We start from the raw sequence: 16985 nt of genomic DNA, 5'->3' as shown, positions 1-16985 counted from the left end.
CTGCTGGCTGCGGGCGTTACTGCCCGACCACCTTCGTCGCGCGCTTCACCACCGCGTCGGGCAGGGTGACGCCCATGGCGGCGGCGGACTTCGGGTTGACGTACAGGTCGGTGCCCTTGGCGAGCGCCACCGGCATGTCGCCGGGCTTCTCGCCCTTCAGGACGCGGGCGACGATGGCGCCGGTCTGCTTGCCGACCTGGAAATAGTTGAACCCGATCGAGGCGACGGTGCCGCGGGCGACGCTGTCGGTGTCGGCGGAGAAGATCGGCAGCTTGGCCTGCTGGCCGACGGTGATCACGCTTTCCAGCGCCGAGACGACGGTGTTGTCGAGCGGGATGTAGACGGCATCGGCCTTGCCGACGAGGCTGCGCACCGCCTGCTGGGCGTCCGACGACTTCGGAACGGAGGCCTCGACCACGGTCAGGCCGGCCTTGGCGGCCTCGTCCTTCAGCGCCTTGACCAGCACGATGGAGTTCGGCTCACCCGGGTTGTAGAGCACGCCGATGCGCTTGGCCTGCGGCAGGATCTCGCGGATCAGGGCGACATGCTCAGCCACCGGGGCCATGTCGGACAGGCCGGTGATGTTGGCGCCGGGCTTGTCCATCGACTTCACCAGCTGGGCCGACACCGGATCGGTCACCGCAGTGAAGACCACCGGAATGTCGCGGGTCGCCGCCGCCACCGCCTGCGCCGACGGGGTGGAGATCGGAACGATCACGTCGGGGCGGGAGCCGGCGAATTGGCGGGCGATCTGGGCGGCGGTGGCCGGGTTGCCCTGCGCGCTCTGATACTCGACCTTCAGGTTCTGGCCCTGGACATAGCCGGCGTCCTTCAACGCCTCCACCACGCCGTCGCGCGTGGCGTCGAGCGCCGGGTGCTGGACGATGGCGGTGATGGCGACGGTCTTGGTCTGCGCCATCGCCGAAACCGGGGCGGCGAACGGACCGACGAAGGCGGCGAGGGCCGCGGCGGCGCACAACAGACGGGTGACGGGCATGGCTGGGTCTCCGGAACGCAAAGGTCTTCCCCTAGACCGCGCGGTCGCCGCCGTCAACTCGGCAGCAGGGCCGGGGAGGCTGGAGTTGAACATTTGAAACGCTATGAAACAGTTTTCGGGAGATGTTCCACTGTTCCATCCGGCGCCCGATCCATCTTGTCCCCTCCGCGGTTGCAACCAGACCCCCTTTTCATAGCACGAGGCGGTAGACGGGATAAGGACGACCCGAAAATCCGGCCGGCCGCCGCGAACCCGACTCCGCATGACCGACCTGCCCGCAATCGGGGGTGTGGTTTGGCGGGCGAGAGGCTATATTGTCCGCAACACGGAAGGAGTGACCATGATCGCAGGAACCGAAGCGGCTCCGTCGAAGTTTCTCGCGTCCTTCCGCGGCCTGATCGGCTGCTGTCCCAATTGCGGGCGCGGACGGCTGCTGCGGAACTTCCTGAAGCCGGTGGATCACTGTTCGGCCTGTGGCGAGGCTTACGGCCACCTGCGCGCCGACGACGCACCGCCCTGGATGACCATCCTGATCGTCGGCCACATCGTCATTCCCGCCCTGCTGTCGGTCGAGCAGAGCTATGAGCCGCCGACCTGGGTCCACTTGGCGATCTGGCCGGCACTGACCCTGCTGCTGACGCTGATCCTGCTGCCGCGCTGCAAGGGGCTGGTGCTGGGGTTGCTGTGGAGCACCGGCGCACCGGGGTCCGAACGCGGGTAATCGGTTGGGGGAACTCCCGAATGCGAAAACGGCACCGCGCAGCAATGCGCAGTGCCGTTTCTCTATCCGGGCCGTTTCGCTGTCAGGCTGGATCCCCGCCGGTCGGCGGAGGCCCCGGCTGTCGTCAATGCGCGCTCGGCAGGGCGGTGCCGTGGCCGGCGCGGACGCCGAACAGGCTGGCGCGCAGCTTGCCGAACAGGTCGCGCAGGTGGTCGGCGCGCATCTGACGGGCGGCCAGGATGATTTCGTCGTAGGTGCGGGCGTCGCGGACTTCGTTGAAATTGCTGTTCATGACTTTGGGAATCTCCACGTGAGGTGAGAGACGTCCACTCCCTTGGGTTCGTATGAGGCTTTCGTTCGCCTTGTGAGACCCAAGATAGGGCAGAACCGCTGTCCCAAGAAGCGCGGTCCGCGCAATGCGGCCCGACCTTTTCCGTATCAGCTTTATCAATTAACGGAGGGGCGAACTATTGCTGGCCACCATGGTCCGTGGCAGCTTCGACAATAGTTCGCAGTGCCGATTACTTGCGGTCCCGCGCGCCGTCGACCGCGACATTGCGGTCGGAGACGATGCGGTCGGTCGATCCCCGTTCGGTTCCACTGGTGGTCTGGCCCTGCGGATGGTCGGGCTGGCGCGGCGGCAGTGGACCGGTGCCGAGGCCGCCGGCCTCCTCGCTGCCGGGAATGCCGAAATCCTCGTCGGGCTGGTCGATGGGGCCGCCGGCGCCGGGGCCGATGATGCGTTGGAAGCCCTCCACCCGTTCGTCCACGTCGGGATGGTCGACCGTCCGGGGGATGTCCAGTGGGATCTCGCGCTCGTCGATGCCGCCGCTGTCGCTGGGACCGGTGGCGTTGCCGATGTTGCGGTCATCCCTGGGGCGGTCATCCGCCCGGCGGTCATTCGGGGTGCGGTCATCGCTGTTGCGGTTGCGGTCATTGGCGGCCATGGGCGTTCTCCTGTCTGCTGTGTCGAGGTCTCGGTTCCCTCAACAGGGCGGAAGGACGCTCGTCACCGTCCGCACGTCGAACCAGCCGCCGACGCTGTGGCGCAGGTCCTGCCGCCGGTCCTGCTCCGGCGCCGGGGCGATGTCCCACAGCCAGGACATGTCGGGGGCGGGGAGGGCAAGGCCCCAGGTCGAATCCTCCACCTCGGTCACGGTGCCGCCATGCAACCAGGAGGCGTCAATGTCGGTGAACAGGGCCGCGCGTTCGGCGATGGCCGACAGCCAGCAGAGATGGCCATGGACCATGCGCAGGGCGAAGGCCATCCGCTCCGCCTCCGTGGCCGCCGGGGCGCGGCGTTCAACCGCTTCCAGCGGCAGCAGCGGCAGTTGGGACAGCAGGTTGCAGGACACCGCGAAGCGGAAGGGGCCACCGTCGGGGATCGGCGGTTCGAAATCGGTGGGCAAGGGACCGCCGCTGTCCAGCGCTGCGGCAAGCGGTTCCAGGGCGCCGCTGACGTCCAGTTCGACAAGGCGCACATTGGGCAGGGCCGCCGCACGGCGGCGGACGGCGCGGCTGTGCAGGATATCCGCCAGGACCACCTCGTCGAAACGGGCGGTCAGCGTCTCCAGCGGGATTTCGATCAGCAGCCCCGATCCGGCGACCAAGGCCCGTCCGCCCGACTCCACCCGCTGGATCGCCTGATCGATGAAGCGATGGCAGGCGGCGACATGGGGCGCCCAGACGCGTTTCTGCCGGCGGTGGCGGGCACCCAGGGCCACCATTTCCGACAGATAGCCGAAACGGCGGGCCAGCGGCGGGCAGGGAGTGGTCAGATATTCGAAGGCTTCGCGCAACATCGCCGGCTTACCCCTTCCACCAACTTGGCCACCAACTTGGCCACCAACCTGGCCGCCAACTTCGCCACCCACTTTGCCATCGGCCGGGCCTTTGGCCGTCTCACCCCTTGACCGGCGGCGGTGGCAAGGTACCTATGGCGCCATGGTCGAGATCAAGAGGAAAACCGCCCTGGTGACCGGGGCCGGCAAGCGGATCGGGCGGGCCATCGCGCTCGATCTGGCGGGGCAGGGGTGGGACGTCGCCGTCCATTACCGAAGCTCCCGCGGGGAGGCCGATGCCGTCGTCGCGGAGATCGAGCGGGCGGGCGGCCGTGCCATGGCCTTCGCCGCCGATCTGGACCGCGAGGCGGAGGTGAAGACGCTGGTGCCGGCGGTGACGGAGCGGCTCGGCCCGCTGACCCTGCTGGTCAACAACGCCTCCCGCTTCGAACGCGACGAGATGGCCGACGTCACCCGCGAGTCGTGGGATGCGCATATGGAGGCGAACCTGCGCGCGCCCTTCGTGCTGTCGCAGGATTTCGCGTCGCGGTTGCCGGAGGGGGAGCGCGGGCTGATCGTCAACATCATCGACCAGCGCGTTTGGAACCCCACGCCGCACTTCGTGTCCTACACCCTGTCGAAGATGGGGCTGTGGGCGCTGACCCGCACGATGGCGCTGGCGCTGGCCCCGCGCATCCGCGTCAACGGAATCGGACCCGGCCCCACCCTGCGCAACGACCGCCAGACGGAGGAGGAGTTTGCCGCCCAGTGGGACTCGACCCCGCTGCATCGCGGCACCACGCCGGAGGAGGTCTGCGCCGCCATCCGCTTCCTGATCGCCGCCCCGGCGATGACCGGCCAGATGATCGCGCTGGACGGTGGGGAGCATCTGGGATGGGCGCAGCCTGCGCATGGCTTCGTGCCCAACGAATAGCGGCGGATTGCAATCCTTGAACAGGGACGGGCGCGCCCGTCCGTAGCCTTGCGGCTGTTGGGGCGGGTGCGGTGCGGCGAAAATGACCGCGCGTTTTACACAGGTGCCCCACCCCGCGCAAGAGGCGCCTGCACACCCGCGACAATTTTGTGTCGGCGCGTCAATTCCCGCCCTTGACTCGAACCTGACCTAAGGAAATCAAAGGCTTAACGAAAATGCCCAAAAAATAGGCGGAAGCATGCGACCCGTTGTGCCGCCTAGCTCCGGACGGGCTACCCCCGTCGTTATCGACAAACTTATCCACAGGTTTCGTGGATATTCTTCCGGAGGGGTGAGTCGCTCCGCATGCGTCCTTCGCGTGCCCAACGGTTGACCCGCGACGGCCGCTCGACGACATTCTGGTCATGTCCGAAACGCATTCCTCAGAGCCCCTGGTTTCCTCTTCCGACGCCTATGCCCCAGGCGGCGAGGGAGCGGCAGCGCGTGCCAAACGGCGGCCGGCCGACATCAACCGGGGCGTCGAGATCATTCGTGAGCATTTGAAGACCCTGCCGCAGACGCCGGGCGTCTACCGCATGCTGGCGGGCGACGGGGCGGTCCTGTATGTCGGCAAGGCGCGCAACCTGAAGCGCCGGGTCACCAACTACACCCAGGTCGGAAAGCTGCCGGTCAGGCTCCAGCGCATGGTCGCGGAGACCGAGACGATGGAGTTCGTCAACACCCACACCGAGGTGGAGGCGCTGCTTCTCGAATCGAATCTGATCAAGAAGCTGATGCCTCGGTACAACGTGCTGTTGCGGGACGACAAGACCTTTCCGCACATCATGATCACGAAGGACCACGATTATCCGCAGCTGACCAAGCATCGTGGCGCGCGCGGGCGCGACGCCGACTATTTTGGGCCCTTCGCCTCGGCAGGGGCGGTCAACCGGACGATCACGGCTCTGCAGCGCGCCTTCCTGCTGCGCAACTGCGCCGACACGGTGTTCGCCGCCCGCACGCGGCCCTGCCTGCAATACCAGATCAAGCGCTGCACCGCGCCCTGCGTCGGCCGCGTCAGCCCGGCGGAGTATCAGGCGCAGGTCGGGCAGGCGCGCGCCTTCCTGTCGGGCAAGAGCCGAGACATCCAGACGGAATTTGCCGACCGGATGATGGCAGCCTCCGACGCCATGGATTTCGAGACGGCGGCGCGCTACCGCGACCGTATCCGCGCGCTGACGGCGATCCAGGCCCATCAGGACATCAATGTCGAAGGGGTGGTGGAGGATGCCGACGTCATCGCCGCCTATGCCGAGGGCGGGGTGACCTGCATCCAGGTCTTCTTCTTCCGCGGCGGACGCAACTATGGCAACCGCGCCTATTTCCCGAGCCACGACAAGGCGGCGGAGACCGAGGAGGTGCTGGCCGCCTTCATCGCCCAGTTCTACGAGAACAAGGCGGCGCCGCCGCTGGTGCTGGTCAGCCACGCCCTGCCGGAGCTGGAACTGCTGAGCGAGGCGCTGGCGGTGCGCGCGGGGCACCGGGTGGAGCTGGCGGAACCCAAGCGCGGCGAGAAGCGGCGGATCGTCGAGCATGCCCTGACCAACGCGCGCGAAGCGCATGGGCGCCGGCTGGCCGAAAGCTCCAGCCAGGCGCGGCTGCTGGAGGGGGTGGCTTCGGCGTTCGGGATGGACGCGCCGCCGGAGCGGGTGGAGGTCTACGACAACTCCCACATCCAGGGCGCGCACGCCATCGGCGCCATGATCGTCGCCGGACCGGAGGGCTTCATCAAGAACGCCTACCGCAAGTTCAACATCCGGAGCGAGGGGGCCGCCGGCGACGACTTCGCCATGATGCGCGAGGTGCTGACCCGCCGATTCGGCCGGGCGGTGAAGGAGGATCCGGAGCGCAGCCTGGGGACGTGGCCGGATCTGGTGCTGATCGACGGCGGTCTGGGGCAGCTGAACGTGGCGCTGGAGGTGTTCGCGGAGTTGGGCATCGACGACGTGACGTTGGTCGCCATCGCCAAGGGGCCGGATCGCGACGCCGGGCGCGAGCATTTCTTCATGGAGAACCGGCCCCCCTTCCAGATGGAACCGCGCGACCCGGTGCTGTATTTCCTGCAGCGGCTGCGCGACGAGGCCCACCGCTTCGCCATCGGCACCCACCGCGCCAAGCGGACCAAGGCCATCGGCAAATCGCCGATCGACGAGATCGCCGGCATCGGTCCCGCCCGCAAGAAGGCTCTGCTGCACCACTTCGGCAGCGGGGCGGCGGTGGCGCGCGCCGGACTGGCCGATCTGGAGGAGGTGGAAGGGATCAATCGCGCCGTTGCGAAAAAGATATACGATCACTTCCATCCCGATGGTTAGAATGCGGGCACAACAAACCAGCCGGCTCTCTCACGGGCGCCGTGCGGCGACATCCTCCAGCGGTTCGAGTTTTCCGTCATGCTGACCAGCCTGCCCAACCTGCTGACCCTGTCGCGCATCGCGGTGATCCCGGTGGTGGTCGGGCTGTTCTATGTGCCGGAAGCCTGGGCGGCCTATACCGCGTGCTCGCTCTATGCCGCGGCCTGCATCACCGACTGGTTCGACGGCTATCTGGCGCGCGCCTGGGCGCAGGAAAGCGTGATCGGCAAGTTCCTGGACCCGATCGCCGACAAGCTGCTGGTGGCGGCGACCCTCATCATGCTGGCGGGGTTCCACCGGCTGACCGGGCTGTCGATCCTGCCGGCGGTGGTGATCCTGCTGCGCGAGGTGCTGGTGTCGGGCCTGCGCGAGTATCTGGCCGGGCTGCATGTCGGCGTGCCGGTGACCTGGCTGGCGAAATGGAAGACGACGATCCAGATGATCGCGCTGGGTTTCCTGATCGTCGGCGATTATGGTCCGGCGGAACTGCCGGTGACCTTCATCGGCACGGTCGGGCTGTGGATCGCCGCGGCCCTGACCTTCTACACCGGGTGGGATTACATGCGCGCCGGGCTGACCCACATGATGGCGGAGCAGCCGGCGAAGCCCGGCACCGCCCGTTCCGCCCGCAGCGCCGGTTGAGAGTTTCCGACATGAAGATTTTTGGCCTTACCGGCTGGAGCGGCAGCGGCAAGACCTCGCTGATGGTGCGGCTGATCCCGGCGCTGACGGCGCGGGGCCTGCGCGTTTCGACGGTCAAGCATGCCCACAAGGGCTTCGACATCGACCATCCCGGCAAGGACAGCCACAACCACCGCATGGCCGGCGCGACGGAGGTGCTGGTCAGCTCCCCCCGCCGCTGGGCGCTGATGCACGAACTGCGCGACGGCGAGCCGGAGCTGACGCTGGAGCAGCTGGTGACCAAGGTGGCGCCGGTCGACCTGCTGCTGGTCGAGGGCTTCAAGCGCGACCGGCACGAGAAGATCGAGGTCTGGCGGGCCGAGGTGGACAAGGCGCTGATCGCCCCCGACGATCCCACCATCGTCGCGGTGGCGAGCGACGGCGTGGTTCCGGGCTGTCCGGTGCCGGTGTTGGACCTGAACGATGCCGAGACGGTTGCGGCGTTCGTGGTGGAGCGGTGCGGGTTGGGGTGAGGGCTCGCCTTCGCTGATTTGATATTCCAAGAGACGACATGGATACCGCACCTTCCCGCATGCCGCAGGCGCTCGACCGCCGCGGTTATCGGCTTGCCGTCTTCGATTTTGACGGTACGCTGGCCGACAGCTTTCCCTGGTTCATCGGCGTTCTGAACGGCGTCGCCGACCGCTATGGCTTCAACCGCGTGCAGGCGGACGAGGTGGAGCGGTTGCGCGGCTATGATGCGCGGCAGATCATGCGGCACCTGCGGGTGCCGAACTGGAAGCTGCCCTTCATCGCCAACCACATGCGGCAGCTGATGGCGCGCGACATCGACGGGATCCGGTTGTTCGACGGTGTGCCGGAGGTGCTGCAGGAGTTGACCGACCGGGGCGTGACCGTCGCCATCGTCAGTTCGAACTCGGTGGAAAACATCCACCGCATCCTGGGAGCGGAGGCGGCCGGCCGGGTGGCGCATTACGGCTGCGGCTCGTCACTGTTCGGCAAGGCGGCGAAGTTCCGCAAGATGCTGCGCTTGACCGGCGTTCCGGCGGAGCTTGCGGTCGGCATCGGCGACGAGGTGCGCGACATCGATGCGGCGCGGAAGCTGGGCATGGGTTGCGCCGCGGTCTCCTGGGGCTATGCGCGCGCGGATGCGCTGGCAGCGCGACGGCCGGATCGGCTGCTGACGCGGGTGGAGGACATTCCGGGACTGTTCGGCGGCTGAATGCCACGTCCCGGAAAGGACGCCTTTTCCCTCTTCGCAGCGGACGCCGCGACGGACTAGAGTGGCGGCCATGGTGCAACTTGACAATGATTGCTTCGCCTTCGGCGGGCCGATGATGGCGGTGGAGCCGGCGCTGGCCCTGCTGGCCGGACGGGTCGGGCCGGTGACGGCGACGGAGAGCGTGCCGCTGTCCGCTGCGCTCGGCCGGGTGCTGGCCGCCGACGTGGTGGCGCCCTTCAACGTGCCGCCGCACGACAATGCCGCGGTGGACGGCTATGCCGTGTTCTTCGACGATCTCGCCGCTGAGGGGGCGACCGTGCTGCCGGTGACGGCGCGGGTCGCCGCCGGGCAGTGGCTCGGCCGGCCGGCGGTGCGTGGGGAAGCGGTGCGCATCTTCACCGGCGCGCCGATGCCGGCGGGCATGGACACGGTGTTCATGCAGGAGGATTGCCGCAGCGACGGCGCCACCGTCACCTTGCCGGCGGGCATCCGGCGCGGCGTCAACCGTCGGCTGGCGGGGGAGGATGTGCGCGAGGGCTCGGTGGTGCTGGCCGCCGGGCGGCGCCTGCGGCCGGAGGATATCGCGCTTGCCGCCTCCCTGGGTCATGCCGTGCTGGAGGTGCGCTGCCGGCTGCGGGTGGCGGTGTTTTCCACCGGCGACGAGTTGCGGCAGCCGGGGCAGGCGCTGGAGCCCGGCGCCGTTTATGACGCCAACCGCTTCGCCCTGATCGCGCTACTGACCCGGCTGGGCTGCGCCGTCACCGACCTCGGCATCCTGCCCGACCGGTTTGAGGCGATCCGCGATGCGCTGGCCGCCGCTGCGGCGAGCCATGATGCGCTGATCACCTCCGGCGGTATGTCCACCGGGGAGGAGGATCACGTCAAGCCGGCGGTCGAGGCGAATGGGCGGCTGGATTTCTGGCGGCTGGCGATCAAGCCGGGGCGGCCGGTGGCGCTGGGGCGTGTGCGCGACGCTGTGTTCGTCGGGCTGCCGGGAAATCCGGTGGCGGTGGTGGTGACCTTCCTGCGCATCGCCCGGCCGATTCTGCTGCGGCTGATGGGGGCGGCGGACGAGGCGCCGCGGGCTATCCCGGTGCGCGCGGCCTTCGCCCACAAGAAGAAGCCGGGGCGGCGCGAGTTCCTGCGCGGGTCGCTGACACGGGGCGAGGATGGTATGCTGGAGGCGTCCAAGTACCCGCGCGACGGGGCCGGCGTGCTGTCGTCGCTGGTGGAGTCCGAGGGCCTGATCGAGTTGCCGGAGGATCTGGCGCGGGTCGAGCCCGGCATGACCGTCGATTTCCTGCCTTTCAAAGAATTCCTGTAGAGGGCGCGTGATGAAGATTCTCTATTTCGCCTGGCTGCGCAGCAAGATCGGCGTGCCGACCGAAACCGTGGAGTTGCCGACGGAGGTGTCCACGGCCGGCGACCTCGTCGAATGGCTGAAGACCCGCAGCCCCCGCCATGCCGAGGCGCTGGCCAACAGCAAATTGGTCAAGGTGGCGGTGAACCAGGAGCATGTGCCCTACGACCACCCGATCTCCGCGACCGATGAGATTGCGCTGTTCCCGCCGGTGACGGGGGGCTGACGGCATGGCGATCCGCGTCCAGGCCGAGGATTTCGACGTCGGCGCCGAATATGCGGCCTTCACCGTCGGCCGAACCAGCGTCGGCGGCGTGGCGATGTTCGTCGGGCTGGTGCGCGACATCGCCGGCGGTGCGGCGGTCAGCGCCATGACGCTGGAACATTATCCCGGCATGACCGAGAAGCAGCTGGAAGCCATCGGGGAGGAGGCGCGGCGCCGCTGGCCGCTGGACGACGTGCTGGTGATCCACCGTTACGGCCGGCTGGAGCCGGGCGACCGCATCGTGATGGTCGCCACCGCGTCGGCCCACCGCGACGCCGCTTTCGAGTCCTGCCGTTTCCTGATGGATTGGCTGAAGACCAAGGCGCCGTTCTGGAAGCTGGAAGCAACGCCGGAGGGCGAGCGCTGGGTCGAGGCGAAGGAGACCGACGACGCGGCGGCTGCGCGGTGGGCGGAGTAGCGTGTCAGGCGGGCCAGGGCGCGCTCAGGCGTGCCCGGCCTCGCCCGAAAGCATGGAGACGCTGACGCCCAGCTTGCCGATGGCGCGTTCCCACTTGGCGTCCAGGTCGGTGTCGAACAGCAGCTTTTCGTCGCAGGGCACGTTCAGCCAGCCGTTGGCCTGGAATTCGGCGTCCAACTGCCCCGGACCCCAGCCGGCATAGCCCAGCAGCAGCAGGTTGCGGCGCGGGCCGCGGTCTTCGGAGATGGCGCGCAGGATGTCGATGGTGGCGGTCAAGGCAACGTCGTCGTTCACCACCAGCGTGCCGTCGCGGACATAATCGGTGGAGTGCAGGACAAAGCCGCGGCCCGACTCGACCGGACCGCCGTAATGCACCGGCAGGTTGTGGGTCGGCTGCGGGATGTCCATGTCGAGCTGTTCCAGCAGATCCTCGAACGTGATCGACCCGAACAGCCGGTTCACCACCAGACCCATTGCGCCATCCTCATTGTGGGCGCAGACATAGATGACCGTACGCTGGAAACGCGGGTCCTCCATTCCGGGCATGGCGATCAGCAGCTGGCCGGTCAGCGATTCCGTGGTCTTGGAGTCCGGAGACTTGGTCAGGCGCGGCATGGGCGATTATCCTTGTCGTCGGTTCGGTGCGGAAGACCGCCCCCGTCCCTACGGTCGGTTGTGGTTGGCGCTCTGGCGACGCTTTCACCGGAGTGTGACAGCACCGGCCGAGCTTTGTCACCATTATATGGGCTATCATATAGGGTGTCGGGGACGCCGATGCGCCCCTTCCTGGGAAGAGAACAGTGCGCGCGATGAAAAGACATGCCCTCACCCTCCTGCTGCTTCTGGCCATGCTGGCCGGTGGTGCCGTGCCCGCATTCGCGCAGGATGGGATCGGCGCCTGGACCAAGGCCGGGCCGGTGGAGGCGCGGCTGGTGTCCGCGGTGCGCGCAGCCGGCGACCTGACGGCTCTGCCGCTGGGGCTGGAACTGCGGATGGAGCCGGGATGGAAGACCTATTGGCGTTCCCCCGGCGACGCCGGATTCCCGCCGCGCCTGGACTGGAGCCGCTCCGCCAACCTCAGCGGGGCTACGCTGTCCTATCCGGCGCCGCACCGCTTCTCCGTCCTGGGATTCGAAACGGCGGGCTACGACACGGCCGTGATGTTGCCGATCCAAGGGGCGCCGGCGACGCCGGGCAAGCCGGTCGATCTGGCGCTGACCGCCGAACTGCTGGTCTGTTCGGAGATCTGCGTGCCGCAGACGCTGGACCTCGCGCTCGCTCTGCCGGCCGGGCCGGCCGACCCCAGCGAGGTCGCCAACGACGTGGCGCGCGCGCAGGCTCTGGTGCCGAAGGGGCCGAACGGGCTGCTGCGCATCGATTCCGTGCGCGGCAAGGGGGCTTCGCTGGAGGTGGAGGCGACCGCCGCCGACGGCTTCGTCACCCCCGACCTGTTCGTGGAGACCGATCCGGCCCTGACCTTCTCCGCCCCCAAGACGGTCTTTTCCGGCAATGACCGCCATGTCCGCCTGACCCTGACGGTGACCGATCCGCAGCCGGGCCTCGATCTGGCCGGGCGCGCGATGACGCTGACCCTGGTCGATGGCGACAAGGCGGTGGAGGCGCCGGTGACGGCCTCGGCTATGGCGTTGGCGGATTCCGCCGCGCCGACTGCCGGCAGCGTCGGTCTGGTGGCGATGCTGGGGGTGGCGCTGCTCGGCGGGCTGATCCTGAACCTGATGCCCTGCGTGCTGCCGGTGCTGTCGCTGAAGCTGATGTCGGTGGTCAAGCATGGCGGGCGGGCGCCGGCCGCCGTGCGCGCCGGATTCCTGGCGAGCGCAGCCGGCATCCTGACCTCCTTCCTGCTGATGGCTTCGGTGCTGGTCGGCATCAAGGCGGCGGGCGGCGCGGTCGGCTGGGGCATCCAGTTCCAGCAGCCGCTGTTCCTGGTCTTCATGGTCGTGTTGGTCACGCTGTTCTCGACCAATCTGTGGGGTCTGTTCGAGGTGCCGCTGCCGCGCGCCCTGGCCGACCGGCTGGGCGGCGACGGGCTGGCCGGGCCGTTTGCCACCGGCATGTTCGCGACCCTGCTGGCGACCCCCTGTTCGGCGCCGTTCCTGGGGACCGCGGTGGGGTTCGCGCTGTCCAAGGGGCCGGTGGAGATCTATGCGATCTTCGCGACGCTGGGCGTCGGGCTGGCGCTGCCCTATCTGGTGGTGGCGGCGTGGCCGCGGGTGGCCGGCTGGCTGCCAAAGCCCGGGCGCTGGATGGCGACGCTGAAGACGGTGCTGGGCTTTGCGCTGATGCTGACGGCGGTCTGGCTGCTGTCGGTGCTGACGGCGCAGATCGGCGAGGTGGCCGCGGCCACGGTCGGGCTGCTGATGGCGGCGCTGGTGCTGGCGCTGTGGGTCGGGCGGAGTGCCCACGGTGCGGCGCGGATCGCCGGGCCGGTGCTGGCGGGCGTGCTGGCGGTCGCCGCCTTCGCCATGCCGGCGGCGGTCGGCCCGTCGGCCGGCGCGGCGCCGGTGGTCAGCGACAGCAAGGCGCGCTGGGTGCCCTTCGTCGAATCGACGATTCGCGAGCATGTCGCCGCCGGCCGCACCGTCTTCGTCGACGTGACCGCCGACTGGTGCATCACCTGTCAGGCCAACAAGAAGCTGGTCCTGAACCGCGGCGAGGTCGCCGAGCGGCTGGAGGACAAGGGGGTGGTGGCGATGCGCGCCGACTGGACCCGGCCGGACGCGACGATCGCGAAGTTCCTGTCCGACCATGGCCGCTACGGCATTCCCTTCAACATCGTCTACGGCCCCGGCGCGCCGGAGGGCATCGCCCTTCCGGAATTGCTGAGCGACGGCGTGGTGCTGGAGGCGCTGGGGAGGGCTGCGGGCAAGACGGTGGGCAAGTCGTCCTGAGCGTGGTCGGGAAAAGGCCTATGGCCGTTGCGGCTATTCTGCGGTAACAGGGCGGCTCCGGGAGTTCCTCCCGCGCCATGAGGACGATGATGGACGATCAGATCAACTGCCCGCAGTGCAGCTCCGAGAATGCCTATAACGACGGCAGCCTGTGGAACTGCCCCGACTGCGGCCATGAATGGAACCCCGACACGGCCGCCGCGACGGATGCCGAGGCAGGGCAGGGCGTGCGCGACGCCAACGGCAACCCGCTGGCCGATGGCGACAGCGTCACAGTCATCAAGGACCTGAAGGTCAAGGGATCGTCCCTGGTGGTGAAGGGCGGGACCAAGGTGAAGAACATCCGCCTGACCGACGGGGCCGACGGCCACAACATCGCCTGCAAGATCGACGGCATCGGCGCCATGAACCTGAAGTCGGAGTTCGTGAAGAAGGCGTGAGTCGGGCCGTGGAATTGAGCCAACCGTGCCTTGCGGCCACTGGTCGCGGGGGATAGAAGGGATGCAGGGCCGGGCTCCGCAACGAGAGTCCGGTCGAACCCGGGAAAACGGGTCAAACCTATAAATCGGAAGGGTTAGAGACGATGAGCATCCAAGTTGGCGACACCATTCCGTCCGTCACGCTGAAGTGGCTGACCGACAACGGCATGCAGGAAGTCACCACGGACGAGCTGTTCAAGGGCAAGAAGGTCGTCCTGTTCTCCGTCCCCGGCGCCTTCACCCCGACCTGCTCCGCCAAGCATCTGCCGGGCTTCGTCCAGCAGGCCGACGCGCTGAAGGCCAAGGGTGTGGACAGCATCATCTGCCTCGCCGTCAACGACCCCTTCGTGATGCGCGCCTGGGGTGACAAGGGCGGCGTCGGCGACAAGGTGAAGATGCTGCCGGACGGCAACGCCACCTTCACCACGGCTCTCGGCCTGACCATGGACGGTTCCGCCCACGGCCTTGGCACGCGCGGCCAGCGCTTCGCCCTGGTGGCGGAGGACGGCAAGGTCACGCACGTCGCCGTCGAGGCCCCCGGCAAGTTCGAGGTGTCTTCGGCCGAGGCGGTGCTGGAGAAGGTTTGATCTCATAGGATTGGTATAGGGGAATGGCGGGTCTGCTGAATTTGTCCCGCCTCTTGTCACCAATACGAATACGAGATTGACAGCATGGTGTTTCTCCCAAAGGATTGTGCCGCTATCCTTTGGGAGTACCCTCTATGGCATTGGCCCTAAATGCATTAATCAAATGCGTCCACAATTCGTTGGAAGAGGTTTGTAACGAATTTCAGGAGATCAGCGGGATCAGTTGTAATCTCATGCCTGAATATCTTTTGACAGCCGGACTGTACCGTAGTCTGAAGAGACTGAAGTCTGTTGGTTGGGTAAAACCAGAAGCCAACATCAAAGAGTCAATGAGTGAAGCCGGCGCTCTAGGACGGGGAAAATTTCCTGAAGCGCTTAATCAAGGCGGACGATTTGATATTTTTGTTTATGACACTTCTGAGGCGCCGATCGGAGCTATTGAAGTAAAAAGGACTATCAATGCTCACACGACGATAGCGAGTGACCTGTCCCGCTTGCGATCTGCTTTAAAGAAGTCGCCAAACAGTTCGACAATTCAATATGTAGGCATGGCATTTTTGGTGGCGAATGGAGACGGCGCGCGTAAATCCGCGGCTGAAAGAGTTGACACCAGGGCGCACAACATAGGTGAACAGTTTTTCGGACTTAATTACCAGAGATCCAAAGATGGAATTTACCGTTATGGCGAGGATGGGGGATCAGAGTCATATACATATAGAGTTTCTGAATCTGAAGATCAGTCGTTCCGATTTGCTTCTTGCTTCTGGGTTCTGACACGTTAAGGCGGATTGGGACATAAAGGGTTGTACGCTAGCCCTGCGCCCGCACGTCGGCCACGCCACGGCGCGCCAGTTCGTCGGCGCGTTCGTTCTCCGGGTGGCCGGCGTGGCCGCGGACCCAGTGGAATTCGATCTGGTGTTGCCGCTTCGCCTCTTCCAGGCGCTGCCACAAATCGACGTTCTTGACCGGCTTCTTGTCGGCGGTCAGCCAGCCCTTGGCTTTCCAGCCATGGATCCACTTGGTGATGCCGTTCTTCACATATTCGCTGTCGGTGAAGAGGCGCACGGTCACCGGCTTCTTCAACGCCTCCAGCGCCATGATGGCGGCCATCAGCTCCATGCGGTTGTTGGTGGTCGCCGGCTCGCCGCCATACAGCTCCTTCTCGACCTCGCCATAGCGAAGGATGGCGCCCCAGCCGCCGGGGCCGGGATTGCCGCTGCAGGCGCCGTCGGTGAAGATGTCGACGGTCTTGCGGCCGGCTTCGGTCGGGGTGGAGTCGTCGGTCATCGCCCGCCTGCGTCGGAATCGTCGAGGAAATAGTCGCCCAGGCCGCGGACCGACTGGTGGAAGCGCAGCTTGCGCAGATATTCCAGCGGGTCCTTCGGCCGCACGAAGGCGCCCGGCGGGTGGTTCAGCCAGTCGTAAAGGCGCGTCAGCAGGAAGCGCACGGCGCTGCCTCGGCACAGCCAGGGCAGGGCGTCCAGCTCCGCCCGCGACAGCGGCCGGACCTTGCGGTAGTTGGACAGCAGCAACCGCGCCTTGGTGGCGTTGAAGGAGCCGTCGATCTCGAAGCACCACGCGTTGATGCAGATCGCCACGTCGTAGACGAAGAAGTCGTTGCAGGCGAAATAGAAGTCGATCAGGCCGGACAGGCTGTCACCGCGGAAGAAGACATTGTCCGGGAACAGGTCGGCATGGATGACGCCGGCCGGCAGGCCGACCGGCCAGTTGGCCTCCAGCGCCGCCAGTTCGGTCTCCAGCGTTGCACGCAGGCCGGGGGCAACCTCGTCGGCGCGTTCGGCGGACTTGGCGAACAGATCCTTCCAGCCGGGCAGGGCCAGCGCGTTCGGCCGTTCCATGCGGAAGTCGCCGACCGCCAGATGCAGGCGGGCCAAAGCCTCGCCCAGTTGGGCGCAATGCTGCGGCATGATCCGGCGCGGCCACATGCCGGCCAGGAAGGTGACGATCACCGCCGGACGGCCGCACAGCTCGCGCAGGGCCACGCCGTCGCGACCCGCCACCGGCAGCGGGCAGGCGATGCCCTTTTCCGCCAGATGCTCCATCAGGCCGAGGAAGAAGGGCAGATCCTCCTTCCGCGTGCGCTTCTCATAGAGCGTCAGGATGTAGGGTCCGCGTTCGGTCACCAGCAGGAAGTTGGAATTCTCCACCCCCTCCGCGATGCCCTTGCACGACAGCACCGCGCCCAGATCGTACTGGGCGGCGAAGGTGCTGAGATCCTCGTCGGTGACTTCGGTGTATACGGCCATGATGTCCAGCGCC

At 67.0% G+C, this 16985-nt stretch carries 20 protein-coding genes; 13 read left to right on the top strand and 7 right to left on the bottom strand.

The features are described from left to right. Window positions 1-16: 16 nt before the first annotated feature. Window positions 17-997, bottom strand: a complete 981-nt coding sequence (locus B9N97_RS19870; RefSeq protein ID WP_085089478.1) for an ABC transporter substrate-binding protein — start codon at window positions 995-997, stop codon at window positions 17-19. Between the two features lie 340 nt (window positions 998-1337). On the opposite strand from B9N97_RS19870, the gene B9N97_RS19865 reads away from it, so the two are divergent. Next, window positions 1338-1718 (top strand): DUF983 domain-containing protein, encoded by a 381-nt coding sequence (locus tag B9N97_RS19865; RefSeq protein WP_085089477.1) that lies wholly within the window; start codon window positions 1338-1340, stop codon window positions 1716-1718. Window positions 1719-1842: 124 nt separating this feature from the next. On the opposite strand, the gene B9N97_RS35710 is transcribed toward B9N97_RS19865, so the two are convergent. The 3 genes from B9N97_RS35710 to B9N97_RS19855 form a co-directional block, all read right to left on the bottom strand. Next, window positions 1843-2010 carry an RSP_7527 family protein gene (locus B9N97_RS35710; RefSeq protein WP_167393332.1) on the bottom strand — a complete coding sequence of 56 codons (168 nt, stop codon included), beginning with the start codon at window positions 2008-2010 and terminating at the stop codon, window positions 1843-1845. A gap of 229 nt (window positions 2011-2239) precedes the next feature. Beyond that, window positions 2240-2665 (bottom strand): hypothetical protein, encoded by a 426-nt coding sequence (locus tag B9N97_RS19860; protein WP_085089476.1) that lies wholly within the window; start codon window positions 2663-2665, stop codon window positions 2240-2242. Between the two features lie 39 nt (window positions 2666-2704). Then, window positions 2705-3520, bottom strand: coding sequence for a hypothetical protein (locus B9N97_RS19855; protein WP_085089475.1), 816 nt, complete (start codon window positions 3518-3520; stop codon window positions 2705-2707). Between the two features lie 142 nt (window positions 3521-3662). On the opposite strand from B9N97_RS19855, the gene B9N97_RS19850 reads away from it, so the two are divergent. The 8 genes from B9N97_RS19850 to moaE all read left to right on the top strand — a co-directional run bounded on the left by B9N97_RS19850 (window position 3663) and on the right by moaE (window position 10730). Next, window positions 3663-4433 (top strand): SDR family oxidoreductase, encoded by a 771-nt coding sequence (locus B9N97_RS19850; RefSeq protein WP_085089474.1) that lies wholly within the window; start codon window positions 3663-3665, stop codon window positions 4431-4433. 404 nt (window positions 4434-4837) lie between these two features. After that, on the top strand, window positions 4838-6784 hold the full coding sequence (uvrC, locus tag B9N97_RS19845; protein ID WP_085089473.1) for an excinuclease ABC subunit UvrC: 1947 nt from the start codon (window positions 4838-4840) through the stop codon (window positions 6782-6784). A gap of 78 nt (window positions 6785-6862) precedes the next feature. Further along, complete coding sequence (pgsA, locus tag B9N97_RS19840) at window positions 6863-7465, top strand: CDP-diacylglycerol--glycerol-3-phosphate 3-phosphatidyltransferase (protein WP_085089472.1); 603 nt, start codon at window positions 6863-6865, stop codon at window positions 7463-7465. Between the two features lie 11 nt (window positions 7466-7476). Then, window positions 7477-7977: a molybdopterin-guanine dinucleotide biosynthesis protein B gene (gene mobB, locus B9N97_RS19835; protein ID WP_085089471.1), complete on the top strand. Its 501-nt coding sequence runs from the start codon at window positions 7477-7479 to the stop codon at window positions 7975-7977. A 38-nt stretch (window positions 7978-8015) separates the two neighbouring features. Beyond that, window positions 8016-8687, top strand: coding sequence for an HAD hydrolase-like protein (locus B9N97_RS19830; protein WP_085089470.1), 672 nt, complete (start codon window positions 8016-8018; stop codon window positions 8685-8687). A gap of 70 nt (window positions 8688-8757) precedes the next feature. Then, entirely contained in the window at window positions 8758-10011 is a 1254-nt protein-coding gene (moeA, locus tag B9N97_RS19825) for a molybdopterin molybdotransferase MoeA (protein ID WP_085089469.1), read from the top strand. Window positions 10012-10021: 10 nt separating this feature from the next. Continuing rightward, a complete protein-coding gene (gene moaD / locus B9N97_RS19820; protein WP_085089468.1) occupies window positions 10022-10273 on the top strand; it encodes a molybdopterin converting factor subunit 1 in 252 nt (83 codons plus the stop codon). Window positions 10274-10277: 4 nt separating this feature from the next. Next, window positions 10278-10730, top strand: a complete 453-nt coding sequence (moaE, locus tag B9N97_RS19815) for a molybdopterin synthase catalytic subunit MoaE (protein WP_085089467.1) — start codon at window positions 10278-10280, stop codon at window positions 10728-10730. A gap of 24 nt (window positions 10731-10754) precedes the next feature. Here the strand turns inward: moaE and B9N97_RS19810 are convergent, their stop codons facing one another. Continuing rightward, complete coding sequence (locus tag B9N97_RS19810) at window positions 10755-11345, bottom strand: YqgE/AlgH family protein (protein WP_085089466.1); 591 nt, start codon at window positions 11343-11345, stop codon at window positions 10755-10757. 194 nt (window positions 11346-11539) lie between these two features. On the opposite strand from B9N97_RS19810, the gene B9N97_RS19805 reads away from it, so the two are divergent. The 4 genes from B9N97_RS19805 to B9N97_RS35105 all read left to right on the top strand — a co-directional run bounded on the left by B9N97_RS19805 (window position 11540) and on the right by B9N97_RS35105 (window position 15487). Beyond that, window positions 11540-13639 (top strand): protein-disulfide reductase DsbD family protein, encoded by a 2100-nt coding sequence (locus B9N97_RS19805; protein WP_085089465.1) that lies wholly within the window; start codon window positions 11540-11542, stop codon window positions 13637-13639. A gap of 89 nt (window positions 13640-13728) precedes the next feature. Further along, entirely contained in the window at window positions 13729-14079 is a 351-nt protein-coding gene (locus B9N97_RS19800; protein WP_085089464.1) for a zinc ribbon domain-containing protein YjdM, read from the top strand. Window positions 14080-14222: 143 nt separating this feature from the next. Beyond that, complete coding sequence (locus tag B9N97_RS19795) at window positions 14223-14705, top strand: peroxiredoxin (RefSeq protein ID WP_085089463.1); 483 nt, start codon at window positions 14223-14225, stop codon at window positions 14703-14705. A 134-nt stretch (window positions 14706-14839) separates the two neighbouring features. Continuing rightward, window positions 14840-15487 carry a hypothetical protein gene (locus B9N97_RS35105; RefSeq protein ID WP_143266784.1) on the top strand — a complete coding sequence of 216 codons (648 nt, stop codon included), beginning with the start codon at window positions 14840-14842 and terminating at the stop codon, window positions 15485-15487. Window positions 15488-15515: 28 nt separating this feature from the next. Here the strand turns inward: B9N97_RS35105 and rnhA are convergent, their stop codons facing one another. Both rnhA and B9N97_RS19785 read right to left on the bottom strand, forming a co-directional pair. Continuing rightward, window positions 15516-15992, bottom strand: a complete 477-nt coding sequence (gene rnhA / locus B9N97_RS19790; RefSeq protein WP_085089462.1) for a ribonuclease HI — start codon at window positions 15990-15992, stop codon at window positions 15516-15518. Continuing rightward, complete coding sequence (locus tag B9N97_RS19785) at window positions 15989-16972, bottom strand: homoserine kinase (RefSeq protein WP_085089461.1); 984 nt, start codon at window positions 16970-16972, stop codon at window positions 15989-15991. The genes rnhA and B9N97_RS19785 overlap by 4 nt, the downstream gene beginning before the upstream one ends. Window positions 16973-16985: the final 13 nt, after the last annotated feature.

Source organism: Azospirillum oryzae (assembly GCF_900177515.1).
Classification (GTDB): domain Bacteria; phylum Pseudomonadota; class Alphaproteobacteria; order Azospirillales; family Azospirillaceae; genus Azospirillum; species Azospirillum oryzae_A.
Note: the sequence above shows the minus strand (reverse complement) of the source record. Positions and strands in the feature narration are given on the sequence as shown.

Excerpts from the sequence above, each read along its gene's own strand:
- B9N97_RS19870 (WP_085089478.1), bottom strand. The coding sequence starts at position 997 with ATGCCCGTCACCCGTCTGTTGTGCGCCGCCGCGGCCCTCGCCGCCTTC.
- B9N97_RS19865 (WP_085089477.1), top strand. The coding sequence starts at position 1,338 with ATGATCGCAGGAACCGAAGCGGCTCCGTCGAAGTTTCTCGCGTCCTTC.
- B9N97_RS35710 (WP_167393332.1), bottom strand. The coding sequence starts at position 2,010 with ATGAACAGCAATTTCAACGAAGTCCGCGACGCCCGCACCTACGACGAA.
- B9N97_RS19860 (WP_085089476.1), bottom strand. The coding sequence starts at position 2,665 with ATGGCCGCCAATGACCGCAACCGCAACAGCGATGACCGCACCCCGAAT.
- B9N97_RS19855 (WP_085089475.1), bottom strand. The coding sequence starts at position 3,520 with ATGTTGCGCGAAGCCTTCGAATATCTGACCACTCCCTGCCCGCCGCTG.
- B9N97_RS19850 (WP_085089474.1), top strand. The coding sequence starts at position 3,663 with ATGGTCGAGATCAAGAGGAAAACCGCCCTGGTGACCGGGGCCGGCAAG.
- uvrC (WP_085089473.1), top strand. The coding sequence starts at position 4,838 with ATGTCCGAAACGCATTCCTCAGAGCCCCTGGTTTCCTCTTCCGACGCC.
- pgsA (WP_085089472.1), top strand. The coding sequence starts at position 6,863 with ATGCTGACCAGCCTGCCCAACCTGCTGACCCTGTCGCGCATCGCGGTG.
- mobB (WP_085089471.1), top strand. The coding sequence starts at position 7,477 with ATGAAGATTTTTGGCCTTACCGGCTGGAGCGGCAGCGGCAAGACCTCG.
- B9N97_RS19830 (WP_085089470.1), top strand. The coding sequence starts at position 8,016 with ATGGATACCGCACCTTCCCGCATGCCGCAGGCGCTCGACCGCCGCGGT.
- moeA (WP_085089469.1), top strand. The coding sequence starts at position 8,758 with ATGGTGCAACTTGACAATGATTGCTTCGCCTTCGGCGGGCCGATGATG.
- moaD (WP_085089468.1), top strand. The coding sequence starts at position 10,022 with ATGAAGATTCTCTATTTCGCCTGGCTGCGCAGCAAGATCGGCGTGCCG.
- moaE (WP_085089467.1), top strand. The coding sequence starts at position 10,278 with ATGGCGATCCGCGTCCAGGCCGAGGATTTCGACGTCGGCGCCGAATAT.
- B9N97_RS19810 (WP_085089466.1), bottom strand. The coding sequence starts at position 11,345 with ATGCCGCGCCTGACCAAGTCTCCGGACTCCAAGACCACGGAATCGCTG.
- B9N97_RS19805 (WP_085089465.1), top strand. The coding sequence starts at position 11,540 with ATGAAAAGACATGCCCTCACCCTCCTGCTGCTTCTGGCCATGCTGGCC.
- B9N97_RS19800 (WP_085089464.1), top strand. The coding sequence starts at position 13,729 with ATGGACGATCAGATCAACTGCCCGCAGTGCAGCTCCGAGAATGCCTAT.
- B9N97_RS19795 (WP_085089463.1), top strand. The coding sequence starts at position 14,223 with ATGAGCATCCAAGTTGGCGACACCATTCCGTCCGTCACGCTGAAGTGG.
- B9N97_RS35105 (WP_143266784.1), top strand. The coding sequence starts at position 14,840 with ATGGCATTGGCCCTAAATGCATTAATCAAATGCGTCCACAATTCGTTG.
- rnhA (WP_085089462.1), bottom strand. The coding sequence starts at position 15,992 with ATGACCGACGACTCCACCCCGACCGAAGCCGGCCGCAAGACCGTCGAC.
- B9N97_RS19785 (WP_085089461.1), bottom strand. The coding sequence starts at position 16,972 with ATGGCCGTATACACCGAAGTCACCGACGAGGATCTCAGCACCTTCGCC.